Source organism: Patulibacter brassicae (genome assembly GCF_033949425.1).
In the GTDB taxonomy this organism is placed as follows: domain Bacteria; phylum Actinomycetota; class Thermoleophilia; order Solirubrobacterales; family Solirubrobacteraceae; genus Patulibacter; species Patulibacter brassicae.
This window is the reverse complement of sequence record NZ_JAXAVX010000003.1, coordinates 299,664-316,617: the sequence shown is the minus strand read 5'-3', so window position 1 is coordinate 316,617 and position 16,954 is coordinate 299,664. Positions and strand designations below refer to the sequence as shown.

General features: G+C 76.3%; 14 protein-coding genes. 10 read left to right on the top strand and 4 right to left on the bottom strand.

The features are described from left to right. Positions 1-58 precede the first annotated feature (58 nt). The gene (locus tag SK069_RS09075) at positions 59-1,330 is read left to right on the top strand and encodes a PucR family transcriptional regulator (protein WP_319953895.1); all 1,272 of its coding nucleotides are present in this window, start codon (positions 59-61) and stop codon (positions 1,328-1,330) included. A 94-nt stretch (positions 1,331-1,424) separates the two neighbouring features. Here the strand turns inward: SK069_RS09075 and SK069_RS09070 are convergent, their stop codons facing one another. Continuing rightward, positions 1,425-2,231, bottom strand: a complete 807-nt coding sequence (locus SK069_RS09070) for an alpha/beta fold hydrolase (RefSeq protein ID WP_319953894.1) — start codon at positions 2,229-2,231, stop codon at positions 1,425-1,427. 133 nt (positions 2,232-2,364) lie between these two features. Between SK069_RS09070 and SK069_RS09065 the strand changes: the two genes are divergently transcribed. From SK069_RS09065 to SK069_RS09030, 8 genes are all read left to right on the top strand, one after another. Continuing rightward, positions 2,365-3,306: an AraC family transcriptional regulator gene (locus tag SK069_RS09065; RefSeq protein WP_319953893.1), complete on the top strand. Its 942-nt coding sequence runs from the start codon at positions 2,365-2,367 to the stop codon at positions 3,304-3,306. A gap of 68 nt (positions 3,307-3,374) precedes the next feature. Further along, positions 3,375-4,874, top strand: a complete 1,500-nt coding sequence (locus SK069_RS09060) for an alpha,alpha-trehalose-phosphate synthase (UDP-forming) (RefSeq protein WP_319953892.1) — start codon at positions 3,375-3,377, stop codon at positions 4,872-4,874. 1,555 nt (positions 4,875-6,429) lie between these two features. Continuing rightward, positions 6,430-6,780 carry a 30S ribosomal protein S6 gene (gene rpsF / locus SK069_RS09055; RefSeq protein WP_319953891.1) on the top strand — a complete coding sequence of 117 codons (351 nt, stop codon included), beginning with the start codon at positions 6,430-6,432 and terminating at the stop codon, positions 6,778-6,780. A gap of 553 nt (positions 6,781-7,333) precedes the next feature. Then, complete coding sequence (locus tag SK069_RS09050) at positions 7,334-7,936, top strand: single-stranded DNA-binding protein (RefSeq protein WP_319953890.1); 603 nt, start codon at positions 7,334-7,336, stop codon at positions 7,934-7,936. Positions 7,937-8,125: 189 nt separating this feature from the next. After that, positions 8,126-8,578, top strand: coding sequence for a 50S ribosomal protein L9 (gene rplI / locus SK069_RS09045; RefSeq protein ID WP_319953889.1), 453 nt, complete (start codon positions 8,126-8,128; stop codon positions 8,576-8,578). A gap of 274 nt (positions 8,579-8,852) precedes the next feature. Further along, the gene (gene dnaB / locus SK069_RS09040) at positions 8,853-10,424 is read left to right on the top strand and encodes a replicative DNA helicase (protein WP_319953888.1); all 1,572 of its coding nucleotides are present in this window, start codon (positions 8,853-8,855) and stop codon (positions 10,422-10,424) included. Positions 10,425-10,427: 3 nt separating this feature from the next. Further along, complete coding sequence (locus SK069_RS09035; protein ID WP_319953887.1) at positions 10,428-11,366, top strand: ATP-binding protein; 939 nt, start codon at positions 10,428-10,430, stop codon at positions 11,364-11,366. Positions 11,367-11,542: 176 nt separating this feature from the next. Continuing rightward, positions 11,543-12,865 (top strand): adenylosuccinate synthase, encoded by a 1,323-nt coding sequence (locus SK069_RS09030; RefSeq protein WP_319953886.1) that lies wholly within the window; start codon positions 11,543-11,545, stop codon positions 12,863-12,865. A 6-nt stretch (positions 12,866-12,871) separates the two neighbouring features. On the opposite strand, the gene SK069_RS09025 is transcribed toward SK069_RS09030, so the two are convergent. The 3 genes from SK069_RS09025 to SK069_RS09015 are packed head-to-tail and all read right to left on the bottom strand — an operon-like array spanning position 12,872 to position 15,348. Further along, complete coding sequence (locus SK069_RS09025; RefSeq protein ID WP_319953885.1) at positions 12,872-13,588, bottom strand: RDD family protein; 717 nt, start codon at positions 13,586-13,588, stop codon at positions 12,872-12,874. Further along, complete coding sequence (locus tag SK069_RS09020) at positions 13,585-14,406, bottom strand: hypothetical protein (protein WP_319953884.1); 822 nt, start codon at positions 14,404-14,406, stop codon at positions 13,585-13,587. Before SK069_RS09020 ends, SK069_RS09025 begins: the two co-directional genes overlap by 4 nt. A 57-nt stretch (positions 14,407-14,463) precedes the next feature. Next, positions 14,464-15,348, bottom strand: a complete 885-nt coding sequence (locus tag SK069_RS09015; RefSeq protein ID WP_319953883.1) for an acyltransferase — start codon at positions 15,346-15,348, stop codon at positions 14,464-14,466. A gap of 921 nt (positions 15,349-16,269) precedes the next feature. Between SK069_RS09015 and SK069_RS09010 the strand changes: the two genes are divergently transcribed. Continuing rightward, a complete protein-coding gene (locus tag SK069_RS09010) occupies positions 16,270-16,782 on the top strand; it encodes a glucosaminidase domain-containing protein (RefSeq protein ID WP_319953882.1) in 513 nt (170 codons plus the stop codon). Positions 16,783-16,954: the final 172 nt, after the last annotated feature.

Sequence of the window (16,954 nt, the reverse complement as noted above, 5' to 3'; positions counted from 1 at the left end):
CACGTCGTCCGTGCGGATCCGTCACCCCGCGCCGGCCGCGGGCGGCGATACTCGCCCGGTGGCAGGGAGGAGCGCGGAGCGGGCCGAGGCGCTGGTGCGGCGCGTGGCCGAGGAGGCCGACGGGGACCGGGACGAGCTCGTCGGCCTGATCCTCGAGCGGCTGCGCGCGGGTCTGCCGGAGTTCTTCGCCGACGCCGACGTCGCGCGCGACATGGCCGCCGCCGTCGCGGCGAACGTCGCCCGGCTGCACCAGCTCCTCGCCGAGCCGGCGCCCCGCAGCGCCGCGCTGCCGATCGAGGCCGAGGACCTGCTGCAGAGCACGATCCAGCACGGCATCCCGCTCATCTCGCTGCTCGAGGCCTACCGCGCCGCGCAGGGCGTGGCCACCGACTGGTGGCAGGCGCGCCTGGCGGCGATCGCGCCGCCGGCGCTGCTGCCCGCCGCGACGCGGCGCCTGCAGGCCCGGATCGTGACGTACATCGACGTCGCCGCGGTCGGCATCCGCGCGAGCTACGAGCGGGAGCGCCGCGCGCACGAGACGAGTCCCGACGGGCGCCGGGCGCACCTCGTCCGGCGGCTGCTGGCCGGCGAGCGGATCGACCCGGACGCGGCGGCGCGGACGCTGAACCACCCGCTCACCGGCCGCCACGTGGCGCTCGTGCTCTGGCGAGCGCGGGAGAGCGCGGCGCCGGACGCGCTCGACGTCGCCCTCGAGCGGATCGGCGCCGCGCTCGCGCCCGCGCGGGTGCTGCGCACGACGACGCGGCACCGGGCCTACGCCTGGTGCAGCACCCACGGCGAGCTCGACCCGGCACGGGCCGCCGACGTCGCATGCCCGGCGGGCGTCGGGGTGGCGATGTCGGCGCGTCACGACGGCGTGGCGGGCTTCGTCCGCGCCCACGGCGAGGCGTTGCGCACGGCCGAGCTCGTGCGCGAGGCGGGCCTCGCGGGCGACGGGCGGATCGCCCTGCACGAGCGGTTCGAGCTCGTGGCGCTGCTCGCGCGCGAGCCCGACGACGCCGCCCGCTTCGTGGCGCGGGTGCTCGGCCCGCTGGCCGAGGACCGGACGGCCGCCGCGCGCACCCGCGGGACGCTGCGGGCGTACCTCGCGGCCGGCTCGAGCCGCTCGCGCGCCGCCGAGCGGCTCGGCGTGCACCGCAACACCGTCGCGAGCCGGCTCGCCGCGGTCGGGCTCCTCGTGGAGGAGCTCGACGCCGCTGTCGATCCGGCGCGGCGGCTCGAGGTCGAGCTCGCGCTGCACGTCGTCGCGCAGCTCGGGCCGGTCGAGCGCACCGCGGCCGGCGGGGTCGCGTTCCGCCGCCGGCGGTGACGCCTCCCGCGGCGGCCCGATGCCCGGTTGCGGGCCCGGGGAGCGGCGGCCCGGGGAGCGGCGGCTCGGTCGCGGCGACGGCCGGGGGCGGCGCTCAGGCGGGCACGGCGTGGCGCGCGAAGTGCTCCAGCAGGGCCGCGGCGCACGCCTCGGGCTGCTCGAGCGCGACGGAGTGCCCGGCGCCGTCGACCCGCACCCAGCGGCCGCCGGCCGCGTCGGCGAGCCGCTCGTCGGAGAGCGGCGGCGGATAGGCGTGGTCCTCGGCGCCCGAGATCGCGAGGACGGGCACGGCGCAGCCGGCGAGCTCCTCCACCACCGGGGCGCGGTGGATGACCTCCAGCGCGCTGTCGGCGATCGCGGGCGAGAGCGCCGCCATCCGCTCGCGCCACGGAGCGACGAGGTCCGGCCGCGACGCGAGCGACGTGTCGCCGAACATGATGTGCAGCAGGACGTCGATCGCCGGCGCGGCGCCCTCCTCGCCGAGACGCTCCACGAGCGGGGCGAACGCCTCGAGCTGGTGCTCCTCCTCGGCCGAGGAGCCCAGCGCGCCGACCGTGCGCACGAGCTCGGGGTGACGCGCCGCGAGCCGCAGGCCGACGAAGCCGCCCATCGAGTTGCCGACGACGTGGGCGGGAGCGAGGTCGAGGCCGCGCAGCAGCGCCGCCGCGTCGGCGGTGCGCGCGTCCATCGTCAGCCGCTCGCGCGGTGCGCCCGGCGTCTGCCCGTGGCCGCGCTGGTCGTACGCGATCGTCCGGAACCCCGCCTCCTGCAGCAGCGCCGCGAGCGGGTCGAACATCCGGTGGTCGAAGAAGAGGGAGTGGCTCAGCAGCACCGGGACGCCGTCGGCGGGGCCGCCCTCCTCGTAGGCGATCGTCGTGTCGTCGAGCTCGATCGTGCGCATGGTGCCTCTCGGGTCGTGGACGGCGGCGCGTGGACCGCGCGGCGGTCCTGTGCGAAGCTCGCAGCCGGGCGAGGTCCCGGCGACCGGATCCGCGCACGGACGCGCCGGATCCGCGCGGAGCGCCCGCGAGGCGATGCTCGAGTACGCGGTCAGCGGAGCGACGACGACGGCGGTCGACCCGGACGACCGCGTCGCCGCCTGGTGCGATCACGTGCGCGAGAACCACGGGCCGCTGCAGGTCCGCGTCGGCGATCCGCGGGGCTTCGTCGGCGGCACCGTCGTGCAGCGCGGCGGCGGCCACCAGCTCGTCGAGTTCTGGTCCGGGCAGGCGAGCTACGTCCACCGCGCGGCCGCCGCCCGCGCGATCGACGACGACCACGTCCGGGTCTTCCTGCCGCTGCGCGGCGCGCTGCGGCTCGGCGGCACGGGCGAGCCGACGACGCTCCGTCCCGGGCAGGCCGGCGTGCTGGCGACCGGACCGCTCCTGCTCGAGCACGCCGCGGGGGCCCGCGCCTGGGTCCTGACGGTGCCCGGCGATCGCTGGCCGGCGGCCGCTCCCGGGCCCGAGCCGGTCGTCCTGCGCGCGGACCGGGGCCTGCCGGGGATCGCGGCGACGCTCGTGCGCGAGCTCTCGGCGCGGCGGGACGAGCTGCGGGGCGACGAGTTCGCCGAGCTCGGCGACCGGCTGGCCGAGCTCTGGGCGCGGTGCGTGGCGCGTCCCGGCGACGGCGAGCCGCTCGCCGACCTCGCCGCGGCGGCGCTCGCCGAGGCGCGGCGGCGCTCGGACGACCCGTCGCTCACCCCGGCGACGCTCGCCGACGCCCTCGGCTGGTCGCTGCGGCAGGTCCAGGCGGCACTGCAGCTGCGCGGCACGACGCCCGCGGCCGCGATCCGGACGGCCCGGCTCCTCCGCGCCCACGCGCGGCTGGCCGCCCCCGAGTGGGACCACGTCGGCGTGCTGGACGTCGGGACGGCGTGCGGGTTCGGCTCGGCGAGCACGTTCCACGCCGCGTTCCGCGACCGCTACGGGATCTCCCCGGGCGAGCGTCGCCGCCGGGCGCGGGCAGTGCGCTGACCGGCCCGTCGTGGCGGTGCACGTGGCGTTGACGATCGCGGGCGGAGCGCTCGCTAGGGTCGGAGGCGATGACCGAGTCCGCCGAGCAGCCGCTGGTCCTCGTCTCCAACCGCGGTCCGGTGACCTTCGACACCGACGGCTCGATCAGCCGCGGGACGGGTGGGCTGGTGACGGCGCTCACCGGCCTGGCCTCGCACCGCCGGGCGACGTGGATCGCCAGCGCGATGGGTCGCGGCGACGCGGACCGCTCGCGCGAGGCCGGCGGCAAGGCGTTCACCGTCGACTCCCCGGCCGGCGGCTCGTACGACGTGCGGCTCGTCGTCTCCGACGAGGTCGCCTACGAGCGCTTCTACTCGATCATCGCCAACCCGATGCTCTGGTTCATCCAGCACTACCTCTGGGACCAGAGCAACGCCCCGGACATCCGGGCGCACGAGGTCGAGGCGTACGAGTACGGCTACAAGCTCGTCAACCAGGACCTCGCCGACGCGGTCGTCGAGGAGATCGAGGGCCAGAGCGAGCCGGTCGTGATGGTCCACGACTACCACCTGTACCTCCTGCCGCAGATGGTCCGCGAGCGGCGCCCCGACGCCTTCCTGCACCACTTCGTCCACATCCCGTGGTCGCAGTCCGACAGCTGGCGCGTGCTGCCGACGAAGATCCGCAACGAGCTCTACCGCGGGATCCTCGCCAACGACATCGTCGGCTTCCACACCCGCAGCTACCGGCGGAACTTCCTGCAGTGCTGCGAGGACCTGCTCGACCTCGAGGTCGACCACAAGCGGGGCGTCGTCCACCTCGACGACCGCGAGGTCTGGGTCCGGGCCTACCCGCTGCCGATCGACGCGAAGGCCACGCGCGAGGTCTCGCGCCGGGCGCGCGTGCGCGAGTTCGAGGACGAGCTCCTGCGCCGACGGCGCGACTTCCTCATCCTGCGCGTCGACCGCGCCGACCTCTCGAAGAACGTCCTGCGCGGCTTCACCGCCTTCGACCTCTTCCTCGAGCAGCACCCGGAGTTCGCCGAGCGCGTGACGTTCATGGCGCAGCTCATGCCGTCCCGGACCGACGTCCCGGAGTACCGCGAGTACCTCGAGCGGATCGAGGCGCTCGTCGCGGTCGTCAACCACCGCCACGGCACGCCGGACTGGATGCCGATCCAGCTGAAGCTCCGCGACGACCTCGAGGAGGCGATGGCCGCCTACCGCCACTACGACGTCCACATCGTCAACGCGATGTTCGACGGCATGAACCTCGTGGCGAAGGAGGGGCCGATGGTGAACGAGCGCGACGGCGTCTCGATCCTGTCGGAGAACACCGGCGCCCACGAGGAGCTCGGCGAGTTCGCCCTGACGGTCAACCCGTTCGACGTCCAGTCGCTCGCCAACGCGATCCACCGCGCGCTCACGATGAGCGGCGAGGAGCGCGAGCACCGCATCACCGGCCTGCGCGAGACGATCACCCGCCGCGACCCGGGCGACTGGATCGACGAGCAGCTCGCCGACATCCGCCGCAAGGACGAGGGCGGCAGCGCGGACGCGGCGGCCGTCGCCGACGGCGACGGCGCCTGATCGGTCCGGGTCCCGGGCCTCCACCCGTCGGCCGGCCGGGGCGGCGCGGCACGACGCGCGTCGTCGATCTCGGAGGCCAGCGGCACCGTCGCCGCCGGGCGACTTGGCTGGGCGGGGCAGCGGCGGTGGCGACGCGGCACGGTGGCCGCCGCGGCGGCGGCCTGGACTCGGCGGGGCGGCGGTCGCGACGCGGCAGGGTGGCCGCCCCGGACAGCGGCCTGGACTCGGCGGGGCGGCGGCGGTGGCGACGCGGCACGGTGGCCGCCGCGGCGGCGGCCTGGACTCGGCGGGGCAGCGGTCGCGACGCGGCAGGGTGGCCGCCCCGGACAGCGGCCTGGACTCGGCGGGGCGGCGGCGGTGGCGACGCGGCACGGTGAGCCGCGGTCGCCGGCGCGCCTACGGCTGGCCGAACTCGGAGGACGCACCGGAGGGACGCGCGGGTCGCGGGTGCGGGCGGGCCGGGGCCGGGCGGACCGCCGCCGCCGGTGCGGGACGGACGGCCGGAGCCGGTCGCCGCGGCGACGGGCGGGCCGCCGGCGCCGACCGGGCCGTCCGCGCGGCGCGCGGGCGACGGGCGGCGGACGCGCGCCGTCGTGCGCGCCGACGCCGATCGGCGGACCGCCTGCGGGTCCCGGTCGACGCCCGGCGGGCGGCGCGCTGCCCCCGCCGGCCCGCCCGCCGCTGCCGCCCGTCCGCTCGGCGGGCACGACCCTCGGCGCGCTCCTCTCGGCCGGCCGAGTCGCCGGCGGCGCGCCGGTCGCCGCCCGCCGCTCGGTCTCCGTCGCGCCCGGGGCCTCCGCGCGTCCCGCCCCGACCGTCGTCGGCCCTCGCGCGCTCCCGCTCGACGTCGCCCGCACCGCCGGGCGTGCCTCCGAGATGGTCCGTCGTGCCGCCGTCCGGGTGCGCGTCCCGATCGGGCGACGCCCCGCCGTCCCCGTCGGCCGGCCCCTCGACGGCGGGCCCGCGCGCGCCCGCGTCGCCGAGGCCCGGCGCGGTTCGGCGGTCCCCCGGCGCTCCGGGCGCCGCCGCGAGCGGCTCGCCGGTGAGCGACCGGCGGTCGCCGTCGGGCACCGCCGGCGGACCGCCGCCGACCCGCGGCCACGCCGCGAGCACCAGCACGGCGCCCGCGACCGCCAGGACGGCGAGGACGTTCGCCCAGCGCACGCGCGCGAGCGGATGGGAGGGATCGAGACGGGGGAGCGGCATCGTGCTTCCCTGACCCGGCGGCGCGGCGCGGTTCTCCCCACGGACCGTGGCGTTCGGGTCCCGGAACGCCCCCGACACGCGATCCGGCGATGCGAGGACGTCCGCGCGTGTCGGTCCGGGTCCGGGCCTCGGACCGTCCCCGACACGCGACGTGGGCCACGCGGGCGTCGGCCCGCGCGCGTCGGCCCGCGCTCGGGAGCCGAAGCGTCCCCGACACGCGACGCGCGTGGGGAGGTCGGAGCGCCTCGGCCGCCCGTGGGAGCGCCCGTCGCGCGCCTCGACCGGGCGACGGCGGGCCGGTGGGCTCTGCTACCTTCGGTCGCCGCTCCCGCAGCGAAACACCTTTCTCATGGCCGCTCCCGCACCTTCCTACGACCTCGTCCTCCTGCTCCTCGCCTCCGCCGAGGAGGAGGCGCGCCAGAAGCTGGCCGTCGAGGTCGAGCAGCTCATCCAGGGCCAGGGCACGGTGCTCGAGGGCCGGGAGTGGGGCGTGCGCCAGCTCGCCTACCCGATCGGCGACGAGACGACGGCCGAGTACCGCGTCTTCCGCTTCCAGGGTCCGGTCGAGCTGCTCAACGAGCTCGATCGCCAGCTGAAGATCGCCGACATCGTCGTGCGCCACCGGATCATCAAGCTCGACCGCAACCCGGTCGACCTCCCGGACCTCCGCGCGATCGACGCCGCCGCCGCGGCCGCCTGAGCCCGACGCACCGTCGCACCCGCCTCGGCGGGGCCCCTCGCACGCCGCCCACCGGGCGGCGTTCGTCGTTCCGGGGGCGGGGCGCGTCGGCAACGGGGCCGCGGTCCTCTGGCACGACCGGCGTGTCGGTGGGCCCGGGCGGCGTTCCGACGTCCCCCGGCCGGCGTTCCGACGTCCCCCGGCCGGCGTCCCGACGTGCCGCGGCCGGCGTTCCGCCGTGCTCCCGTCGGTCCTCGGCGCCCGCCGGTCTGTCCGTCGGCGTGCCCGTCGGCTTCCTCGGAGCGCTTCGCCGGTCCCGGGCGGCCGGCGCGCGCCGGCCCGTCCCGCCCGGTCCGCGCGCCGCCCCGGACACCGGCGAACCGGCCGTTTCCAGGGGGTTCTCGCGCGGCCCGAACCGCGTCCGAGAGCCCTGCCATGCTGGCCGCAGCCGCGACTCTCCGGCTCCGCGCGTCGATGTCGTCCGGAGAGCGCGCCGAAGCCGTCACGAGCGGCGGCGCACCGCCCGCCGCGCGGTACGGTCGCTCGGCCCCCTGGAAACGAGAGAGAGCACACGATGCCGATCAACCGCGTCACGATCGTCGGGAACCTGACCCGCGACCCCGAGCTCCGCACCCTCCCGTCCGGAGGGTCGGTCTGCAGCCTGCGCGTGGCCGTCAACAGCCGCCGTCGCGACCAGTCCGGCGAGTGGGTCGAGGAGCCGAACTTCTTCAACGTCTCGATCTTCGGCAACTCCGCCGACGCCGCGGGGCGCTTCCTCAGCAAGGGGCGGCAGGTCGCCGTCGACGGCCGTCTGCGCTGGCGGGAGTGGCAGGACCAGCAGGGCAACAAGCGCGAGTCGATCGAGATCGTCGCGCAGGAGGTCCAGTTCATCGGGGGCCGCGACGGCGCTCCGGGCGGTGGCGGCGGTGGCGGCAACGGCGGTGGCTGGAACCAGCAGCAGCCCGCGCCGCAGGACGACTGGGGCGCCCCGCCCGCCCAGGCGCCGCAGCAGGCCCCGCCGCAGCAGCCCCAGCCCGCGGCGGCCGGCGGCTTCGGCGGCGGCGGCAACTACGCCGTGGACCAGGGCGACTTCGGCGGTCCGCGCCAGGGCGGCGGGAGCGGCGGGGGCTACAACCAGGGCGTCGGCGCGCCGGCCGACGACGACATCCCGTTCTAGGCACGAGGACCGCGGCGCCCGTACGCAGGCAGATCCCGTCCGGAGCGGCTCGCGCGGACCGCACCGCCGCTCCGCCGGGACGGGGTCGCACCGCGCGGGACCGGACCGACGTGCCATCCTCTCGTGTCCGGCCGTGCGGCGCGCGTGCTGCTGCGCCCGGTCTCCGATCCACGACTGCACGTGACACGCATGCCTGAGGCGATTCTTCTCCAGGACGTTCCGCAGCTCGGCGCCAAGGGTGCCGTGGTCGAGGTGTCCAAGGGGTACCTCCGCAACTACCTGCTCCCCCGTCAGCTCGCCGCGCCCGCGACGAAGACCGCCATCGAGCACGCCGCGCGCGTCGCCGAGGCGCAGGCCCGCCAGCGCGCCGAGGCCATCGGCCAGGCGCGCGAGCTCGCCGACCAGCTGACGAACACCGTCCTCACCATCACCCACCAGACGGGCGAGGACGGCCGCCTCTTCGGCTCGGTCACCGCGCAGGACATCGCCGACGCGATCCAGGAGGCGCGCGGCGTCGAGGTCGACCGTCGCCGCGTCCGGCTCGCCGAGCCGATCCGCGCGACCGGCACGTACGTCGTCGACGTGGAGCTCGCCGAGGGCGTCATCGCGAACGTCAAGACCATGGTGGTCACCGAGCGCTGATCCGCGCCCGCCGCTCCGCGGCGACCTGCTGCTCCGACGGCGCCCTCCGGGCGCCGTCGTGCGTTCCGGGGCCGGGTCACGCCGCGGGACGCGGGATTTCCCGCACGGAGCGGGGAGGTCGTCCCGCGCTCCGCGGCCAGCGGTCCCGCCGCTGCTAGGTTCCGACCTCCGCACGCCCCGGGCGGCTCCGCCGCACGGGTGCCTGCGTCCCGCCGCCCCGGGTGCGAAGGTCGTGAGCGACCCTCCGACGCCCGCGGCCCCGCTCGCCGTTCCCATGTCCACCGACGACCACGACCCGACCCCGTACGACGGTTCCGACGACGGCTACGCGTTCGCGGGCGACGACGACGCGGGCACGAGCATGGACCTCGGTGCCCTGGGCGGCGAGGGCGGTACCCCGGCGGCCGCCGCCCACGTGCCGCCGCACGACCTGCGGGCCGAGCAGGCGGTGCTCGGGGCGCTCATGCTCTCCGAGCAGGCGCGCTACGCGGTCACGATCGACGACGGCCTGCGCGCGGAGGACTTCTACCTCGCCCGCCACCAGGCGATCTACGAGGCGATCCGCCAGCTCTACGGCGAGAGCCAGCCCGTCGACTCGATCACCGTCGTCGACCGGCTGCGGCGCAACGCGGCGCTCGAGCAGGCCGGCGGCGAGGACGCCGTCTGGAGCCTCGCCTCCGCGGTCACCGACGTCGCGTCGCTCCCGCGCCACGCGCAGATCGTCCTCGAGCTCGGCCGCCTCCGGCGGCTGCAGCAGGCGACCTATGACATCCAGCTGGAGATCTCGCGAGGGGACCAGGACCCCGCCGACGTCCTCGAGCGCGCGCAGGCCCGGGTCTTCGAGGTCTCCCAGAGCGAGACGACGCAGGGCCTGACGGCCGTCGGCGAGCTCGTCGACGCCGCCGTCCAGCACCTCGAGGAGCTCGAGAAGGACGGTCGCGACATCACCGGCCTGGAGACGGGCTTCCGGGACCTCGACCTCGCGACCGCCGGCCTGCAGCCGGGAGCGATGATCGTCCTCGCCGCTCGGCCGGCGATGGGCAAGTCGGCGCTCGTGACGAACCTCGCCGAGAACGTCGCGCTCCAGAACAAGGGCGCCGTCGCCCTGTTCTCGCTCGAGATGCCGGAGCGCGAGCTCCTGCAGCGCGTCATCGCCTCGCAGGCCGCGATCAAGGGCGACGACGTGCGCAAGGGCCGGATCGGCGACCGCTGGCCCGACGTCCTCGAGGTCGCCGACCGGCTGTCGCAGTCGCCGCTCTACATCGACGACAGCTCGGACATCGGGATCATGGAGGTCCGCGCGAAGGCCCGCCGGCTCGCGTCCTCGCAGCCGCACGGCGTCTCGCTCGTGATCGTCGACTACCTGCAGCTCATGCGGGCCGACGGGCGCGCGGAGAACCGCGTCCAGCAGGTCGGCGAGATGTCGCGCGGGCTGAAGATCCTCGCCCAGGAGCTCCGCTGCCCGGTGATCGCCCTGTCGCAGCTCTCCCGCGCGGTGGAGAGCCGGCCCGACAAGCGGCCGATGCTCAGCGACCTGCGCGAGTCGGGGAACATCGAGCAGGACGCCGACCAGGTGATGTTCCTCTACCGCGACGACTACTACAACCCGGAGACCACGGAGGAGCCGGGCGTCGCGGAGCTCATCATCGCCAAGAACCGCTCGGGTCGCCTCGGGACCGTGAAGCTCCTGTTCCAGAGCGAGTACCCGCGCTTCCTGACCCTCGCCCACCGGCCCGACGACGGCGGCCCGCCCGCGCACTTCAGCGGCGGCCCGCCGGTCGGGGTGGGCGCCGGCGGCCCTCCGCTGCCGGGCAACGGCGGCCCGCCGCTCCCGGGGAGCCCGTAGCCCGTGCGCTGCCCGTACGACGTCTGCGACGGCTCCGGCTGGATCGTCGACGACCGGACCCGCACCGCCACCCCCTGCCGCTGCCAGGGCGAGCAGCGCGCCCGGCGCGTGGCCGGCGGCCTCCGGGCCCGGATCGCGAAGAAGTACCGCGACCTCGGGTTCGACCGGCCCCCGGTCTCGCTCATGGACCGCCGCGTCGTCGGGATCGCCCGCGACTACGTCGCCCACCTCGACGAGCGGCTCGCCGCCGGCGAGGGGCTGTGGCTCACCGGTGGGACCGGGAACGGGAAGACGTCGCTGGCGACGCTCGTGTCCAAGCACGCGATCGAGGCCGGGCGGACCGTCGCGATCTACTCGCTGCCGCGCCTGCTGGCCGAGATCCGCGACACCTTCGACAACGACAGCGGCCTGAGCATGCTGCAGCTCCACGACGCGCTGACCCGCGTCGACCTGCTGCAGATCGACGACGTCGGCGCCGAGCAGTCCACGCCGTGGGTCCTCGAGCAGCTCTACTCGATCGTCAACGCGCGCTACGAGGAGGAGCGCGCGGTGATGATCACGACGAACCTCGATCCCGACGCGCTGCGGGAGCAGGTCGGCGAGCGGACCGTCTCCCGGCTCGAGGAGATGTGCCGGATCGTGATGATCCCCGACGCCGTCGACCACCGGCACCGGCAGCCGACCGACGGCGGCCCCGGTGGGCGCCCCGCGCGCGACCGGTGGGGGGCCGAGGCCGCCGGCCTCGGCGTCGCGGGCCACGAGATCCCCGGCGGTGCCGGAGCGCTCATCCCCGGCGACCCGGGGGCCCTGCTGCCCTCCGAGGGCGAGCGCTGGGACCGCGGCTGGGACGACGACGCGCCGCCGCCGGTCATCCCGCCGACCTGGGGCACCGACCCGCAGGGCGCGCACCGCCCGGTGCGCCGCGGGCGCGACCAGGGCTGAGCTCGCGCCCCGCGTCCTGCCGTCGCCCCGGGCCGGGCGCGGGCCGCGACCGCCGCGCAGCGGCCTCCCGGGTCCGCCGCCGCCGCTCGCGACCGCGGCTCGCCGGCCTCCTGACGTCTGCCAGCCGGCGGTCGCGACCGGTCCACGAGGCAGCGGTCGATACCCTCCCTGCCGACATGCCAGGCATCGTGATCGTGGGCGCTCAGTGGGGCGACGAGGGCAAGGGGAAGCTCGTCGACCTGCTCGCGGAGCGCTCCGACGTCGTCGTCCGCTTCCAGGGCGGCAACAACGCCGGGCACACGATCGTCCACGGCGAGGTGAAGTACGCCTTCCACCTCGTGCCGTCGGGGATCCTCTACCCCGGCACGACGTGCGTCATCGGCAACGGCGTGGTCGTCGACCCGGAGGTCCTGCTGCGCGAGCTCGAGCAGCTCGCCACCCAGGACGTCGACGCCAGCGGGCTGCGGATCAGCCCCAACGCGCACGTGATCATGCCCTACCACAAGCTCCTCGACGTGGCGGGCGAGACGCGGCTGGGCAAGAACCAGATCGGCACGACGAAGCGCGGCATCGGCCCCTGCTACGCCGACAAGGCGCTGCGCCTGGGCATCCGCGTCCAGGACCTCCTCGACGAGTCGATCCTGAAGAAGAAGATCGTCGCCGCGCTGCACCCCAAGGAGCGCTCGCTGCGCCCCTGGCAGAAGGACCCGGTCCTCGACCTGCAGGCGATGACCGAGACGTACCTCGCCTACGGTCATCGGCTCGAGCGCCACATCGCCGACACCGCCGCGCTCGTCTGGGACGCGCTGGACGACGGCGGCAACGTCCTCTTCGAGGGCGCCCAGGCCGCGCTGCTGGACATCGACCACGGCACCTATCCCTTCGTCACCTCGTCGAACCCCGTCGCCGGGGCGGCGGCGGTCGGCTCCGGCGCGGGCCCGAAGGACCTCGACGAGATCTGGGGCGTCGTCAAGGCGTACTGCACCCGCGTCGGCGCCGGCCCGTTCCCGACCGAGCTCGACGGCCCGCTCGCCGACGGCCTGCGCGAGAAGGGCGCCGAGCGCGGCACGACCACCGGTCGCGACCGCCGGATCGGCTGGCTGGACCTCGTCGCGCTGCGCTACGCCGCGCGCCTCTGCACGCTCGACCAGCTCTGCATCACGAAGCTCGACGTCCTCACCGGCCAGGAGACGATCAAGGTCGCCACGCGCTACCGCAGCGCGGAGGGCGCCGAGCTCGAGCGGTTCCCGTACCACCAGTCGGTCCTGCACCACGTCGAGCCCGAGTACGACGAGCTGCCCGGCTGGGAGGAGGACCTCTCGAGCGTGGCGCGCTACGAGGACCTGCCGCAGGCCGCCCGCGACTACCTCGAGTACATCGAGGACCAGGTGAAGGTGCCGATCGGCATGATCGGCGTCGGGCCGGCGCAGCACCAGGTCATCTGGACCGCGGCCGGCCGGGCGTCGAAGGCCGCCGCCGCGGCCCTCGACGTCGCCTGATCCCGCTCAGCTCGTCGCCGGCTCGGCGTTCGTGCGGACCGTGCGCGTGTCGAGCGGGAAGTCGTGCAGCGCTCGGCGCTGGGTGTCGGCCATCGGCCAGAGGTAGTTCGCCGCGACGATGATCGGGCCGAGGCCCGGCAGCGCGGCCACGACGGCAACCCCGAGGCCCTTGACGAAGATCTCCCGCGTCGTGGCGAACCACAGCTCGATCGGCTGGCCGTCGGCGCGGACGAGCTGCGTCCTGGCCACGCGGCGACCGACGGTGAAGCCGTTCGTCCGGGCGAGCATCGGCACGACGTAGAGGAGCGTCGCCAGCAGCGTCGCGGCGACCCCGACCCCGACGTCGGACCAGATCGCGTCCAGGCCGATCGCGTTGCGGTTCTCCTCCCCGATGACGAGGACGTCCTCGCCGGTGGCGCCCTCGGCGATCGCGCCGAGCAGCAGGCTCAGCAGGCCGATGATCATCGAGTCCAGGACGAAGGCCAGGACGCGACGCCCCCACGAGGCGAGCGGACGGCCGTCGGGGCCGATCGGGTCCGGGCGGCGCATGCCGAACGGGCCGGGGTAGGGCATCTTCTCCGGCTGCTCGCCGGGCGGCGGATCCCCGGACGGGCGGCCGGTCGGGTCGTCGATCGGCGGATCCGGGCGCTCCGGGCGCCGGGCGCCGGGCGGCTGCTCCGGGACCGGGTCGTCGGGGACCGGAGGGGAAGGATCCTGGCTCATGCCACCACCCGCAGGTGCGGTGCGTCGGGGTCGGAAGGTCGGTCGTCGTCCGGGTCGGCCAGCACGGCCTGCTCGCCGCGGCGCACGACCCGGGACGCGACGAGCGCCGTCGAGAGCAGCGCGATCGAGCCGAGGGTCACGTGGACGCTCACGACGCCCTCCTCCGACCAGTACACGTCGTCGAGACGCAGCAGCAGCGCGGTCTCGTCGAGGGTCAGCGCCAGGCCGGCGCCGTACGGCACGGCGAGCCAGCCGAGCAGGCGCCGGCGACCACCGCCGCCCGCGCCCGCGAGGATCGCCGTGCCGCCCGCGGCGAACGCCATCCCGATGCCCGGGACGAAGTGGTGGACGTGCGTGTCGCCGACGACGACGTCCCGCAACGGGCCGAAGCCGCCCCGGCGGCGGATGACGCTCGTCGACAGCCGCGTCACGAGCCACGTGCCCGTGAAGGAGAGCAGGAGGTGCAGCAGCGCGTTCTCGCCGACCGATCCCTCGCGGTAGCCGGCCACCGCGACGGCGACCGTCTCGCCGACGGCCTCCGCCCCGGCGTCCAGCACGTGGTCGGCCTCCGACGGCAGCGGCGCCGAGCCGCGACGCCAGACGCGCGCGACCTCGAGCGCGACCGCCCCGACTCCGGTGACGACCGCCGCCGCGGCGAACGCGCGGGTGCGCCGCTCGGACGCCGTGCGACGGCGCGCGCCCGGGGTCTCCAGCCGGACCGGCACCGCGGCGAGGGCCCGCGCGGCGTGCCGTCGGGCGCGCCGCGCGCGACCGGGCCGGAGGACCGTCGGCGGCGAACCGATCAGCGCGGCGGGCACGCGGCGAGCGTATCCGAGCGGGGGGTCGATCGCGCCGACGCGCCAACTCGGCGGACGTCAGTCGCGCAGCCGGTCCGCGGCGGGCACCTCGCCCGCCGGTCGGGCCGGGACGCCGATGACGCGCGTCGCGGGCGGGACGTCCCGCGTGACGACCGCACCGGCGGCGACGAACGCGTCGGCGCCGATCTCGACGCCGGGGACGAGCGTCGCGCGGCCGCCGACACGGGCACCGCGGCGGATCGTCGCGCCGCGCAGCTCGATCCCGGACGGCTCGGGCTCCCCGTCCGGGCCCAGCGGCGCACGGCCCATCCGGTCGTCGTTCGTCGTCAGCACGCCGGGGCCGAGGAAGACGTCGTCCTCGACCGTGCTGCGCGCCGTCAGGTAGACGTCGGTCTGGATGCTCACGCGGTCGCCGACGGTGACGTCGCAGTCCACCGTGCTGCCGCGGCCGACGACGCCGCCCGCGCCGACGATCGCGCGCTCGCGGACGAACGCCTGGTCGCCGACGATCGTGCCGCGGCCGATCCGGGCGCCGGCGGCCACGACCGACCCCGCGCCGACGGAGGCCCCGTCGTCGATGACGAGCGGCGCGATCCCCTCGCGCGCCGACGCCGAGCCCGCGCGCAGGCGCGGCGGCTTGCCGAGCACCGCGTGGTCGCCGACGACGACCCCGTCCCCGACGGTCGTGCCGGGGTGCACGACGACGTGGCTGCCGAGCACGCAGCCCGCACCCAGGACGACGTCGCGGTGCACGACGGCGTGGGTCCCGATGATCGTCCCCTCCCCGACCCGGCACCGGGCGTCGACGACGGCGTAGGGCGCCAGCCGCACGCCTTCCCCGAGCCGGGCCTCCGGGCCGACGAGCGAGCCGGCGCCGGCTGCCGCGGTCGGGTCGGCGACGGCCGAGGGATGCATCGACGCGCGCGGCGGCTTGCGAGCCATGGGCGGGAGCGTAGTCGGCGGCGCGCAGCGCGGACCGCTCGCGGCCTCCCGCCGACGGCGCAGCGCCGCGCCCGCGGGTCGCGCGACGCGGTGAGAACTCCATGAGACGACCCCGAGCCGGCCCCGCCGGCGTCGTAGCCCGCAGCCGGTCGCGGGGTCGCCACCGTCGCGGCCCGTCCCCCCAACGCGTTCCCTGAGGAGTCCCATGCCTCGCCCCTCCCACGCGGCCGCGGCCGCCGCGGCCGCCCTCGGCCTGCTGACGCTCGCCCCCGCGGCCGGCGCCGCGCCCGGCACGGCCCGCGGTGGCGTCACGGCCACCGCCGCCAAGGGCGCCGTCCCCGTCCTCGCCAGGCCCGGCGGCAAGCGGATCGGCCGCCTCGCCAAGGGCGCCCGCGCGCCGATCGTCTGCCAGACCTCCGGCCCGCTCGTCTCCGGTCCCTACGGGCGCTCGAAGATCTGGGACAAGGTCTGCTTCCGCGGCGCGTCGGCTTCGTCTCCGACAGCCGCGTCTTCACCGGGTCCGACAGCCTCGTCACCGGCGCCTGCGGCACGAGGCCCGCCGCCGGGGCGACGAAGCCCGGCCGGATCGGGACCGAGCGACTGCCGCTCATCGTCCGCCGCGGCCCGACGACGACCGCGCGCGAGGTCACGCGCCTGCCGACCGGCACGAAGGTCCGCATCAGCTGCCAGGCGATCGGCCCGGCGGTCCAGGGCACGTACGGCACCTCGAAGCTCTGGAACCGGATCACGCAGCCGGCCGTCGGCTTCGTCCCGGACTCCTACACGTACACCGGCTCGGACGGGCGGATCGCCCCGGACTGCAAGCCGACCGAGAGCGATCCCGGCGGCGGCGACCAGGCCCCGAACCCCGGCGGCGGGCCGCAGCCCGGGCAGGCCGAGGAGGGGCGCTGCACCTCCGACGTGCCGTTCGCGCTCGAGCGGGCGCCCGGCAGTCGCGCCGAGTTCGTCGCGCGGTTCGGCCCCGGCGCCTCCACGAGCGACCGCCGTACCGGCGTGCCGGCCGCGGTGACGCTCGGTCAGGGCATCCTCGAGTCCGGCGACGGCCAGCACACCGCCGGCGCCAACAACTACTTCGGCATCAAGGCCGCGCACAAGGGCGGCCAGCGCTACCGGTGGGGCGACGAGGCCGTCGGCTGCGTCTTCCGCAAGACGAAGGAGCAGCGCCCGGACGGCTCGGAGTACACCGTGCTCGCGGCGTTCCGCCTCTACCGCAGCGCGACCGACTCGTTCGTCGACCACAGCGAGTTCCTCTCGGAGTCCTCGCGCTATCGCCCGGCGTTCGCCGTGAAGGACGACTCGCGCGCGTTCGTGCGGGCGATCTGGAAGGCCGGCTACGCGACCGACACGCAGTACCCGCAGAAGGTCATCTCGCTCATGGACGCCAACGACCTGTACCGGTTCGACGTCCGCTGAGCCCGGAGCGGTTCGCTCCCGCCCGCCGGTCGACGGATGACCGGCGCGTGACCGGCGGGCGCCCGCCGCCCGGGCGGCGGGCGGTCCCGACCGCGGGTGGGGCGGCGCCGTGCCGCGGACCGGTCACGAGCGGCGGCGACGCCGTGCCGCGCAGGACCTCCGCCCGCAGGCG

What these genes read in the sequence shown, in the direction of transcription:
- SK069_RS09050 (WP_319953890.1), top strand. Translation starts at nt 7,334, where the DNA reads ATGCCGATCAACCGCGTCACGATCGTCGGGAACCTGACCCGCGACCCC.
- SK069_RS09065 (WP_319953893.1), top strand. Translation starts at nt 2,365, where the DNA reads ATGCTCGAGTACGCGGTCAGCGGAGCGACGACGACGGCGGTCGACCCG.
- SK069_RS09060 (WP_319953892.1), top strand. Translation starts at nt 3,375, where the DNA reads ATGACCGAGTCCGCCGAGCAGCCGCTGGTCCTCGTCTCCAACCGCGGT.
- dnaB (WP_319953888.1), top strand. Translation starts at nt 8,853, where the DNA reads ATGTCCACCGACGACCACGACCCGACCCCGTACGACGGTTCCGACGAC.
- SK069_RS09070 (WP_319953894.1), bottom strand. Translation starts at nt 2,231, where the DNA reads ATGCGCACGATCGAGCTCGACGACACGACGATCGCCTACGAGGAGGGC.
- rpsF (WP_319953891.1), top strand. Translation starts at nt 6,430, where the DNA reads ATGGCCGCTCCCGCACCTTCCTACGACCTCGTCCTCCTGCTCCTCGCC.
- SK069_RS09015 (WP_319953883.1), bottom strand. Translation starts at nt 15,348, where the DNA reads ATGGCTCGCAAGCCGCCGCGCGCGTCGATGCATCCCTCGGCCGTCGCC.
- SK069_RS09025 (WP_319953885.1), bottom strand. Translation starts at nt 13,588, where the DNA reads ATGAGCCAGGATCCTTCCCCTCCGGTCCCCGACGACCCGGTCCCGGAG.
- SK069_RS09030 (WP_319953886.1), top strand. Translation starts at nt 11,543, where the DNA reads ATGCCAGGCATCGTGATCGTGGGCGCTCAGTGGGGCGACGAGGGCAAG.
- rplI (WP_319953889.1), top strand. Translation starts at nt 8,126, where the DNA reads ATGCCTGAGGCGATTCTTCTCCAGGACGTTCCGCAGCTCGGCGCCAAG.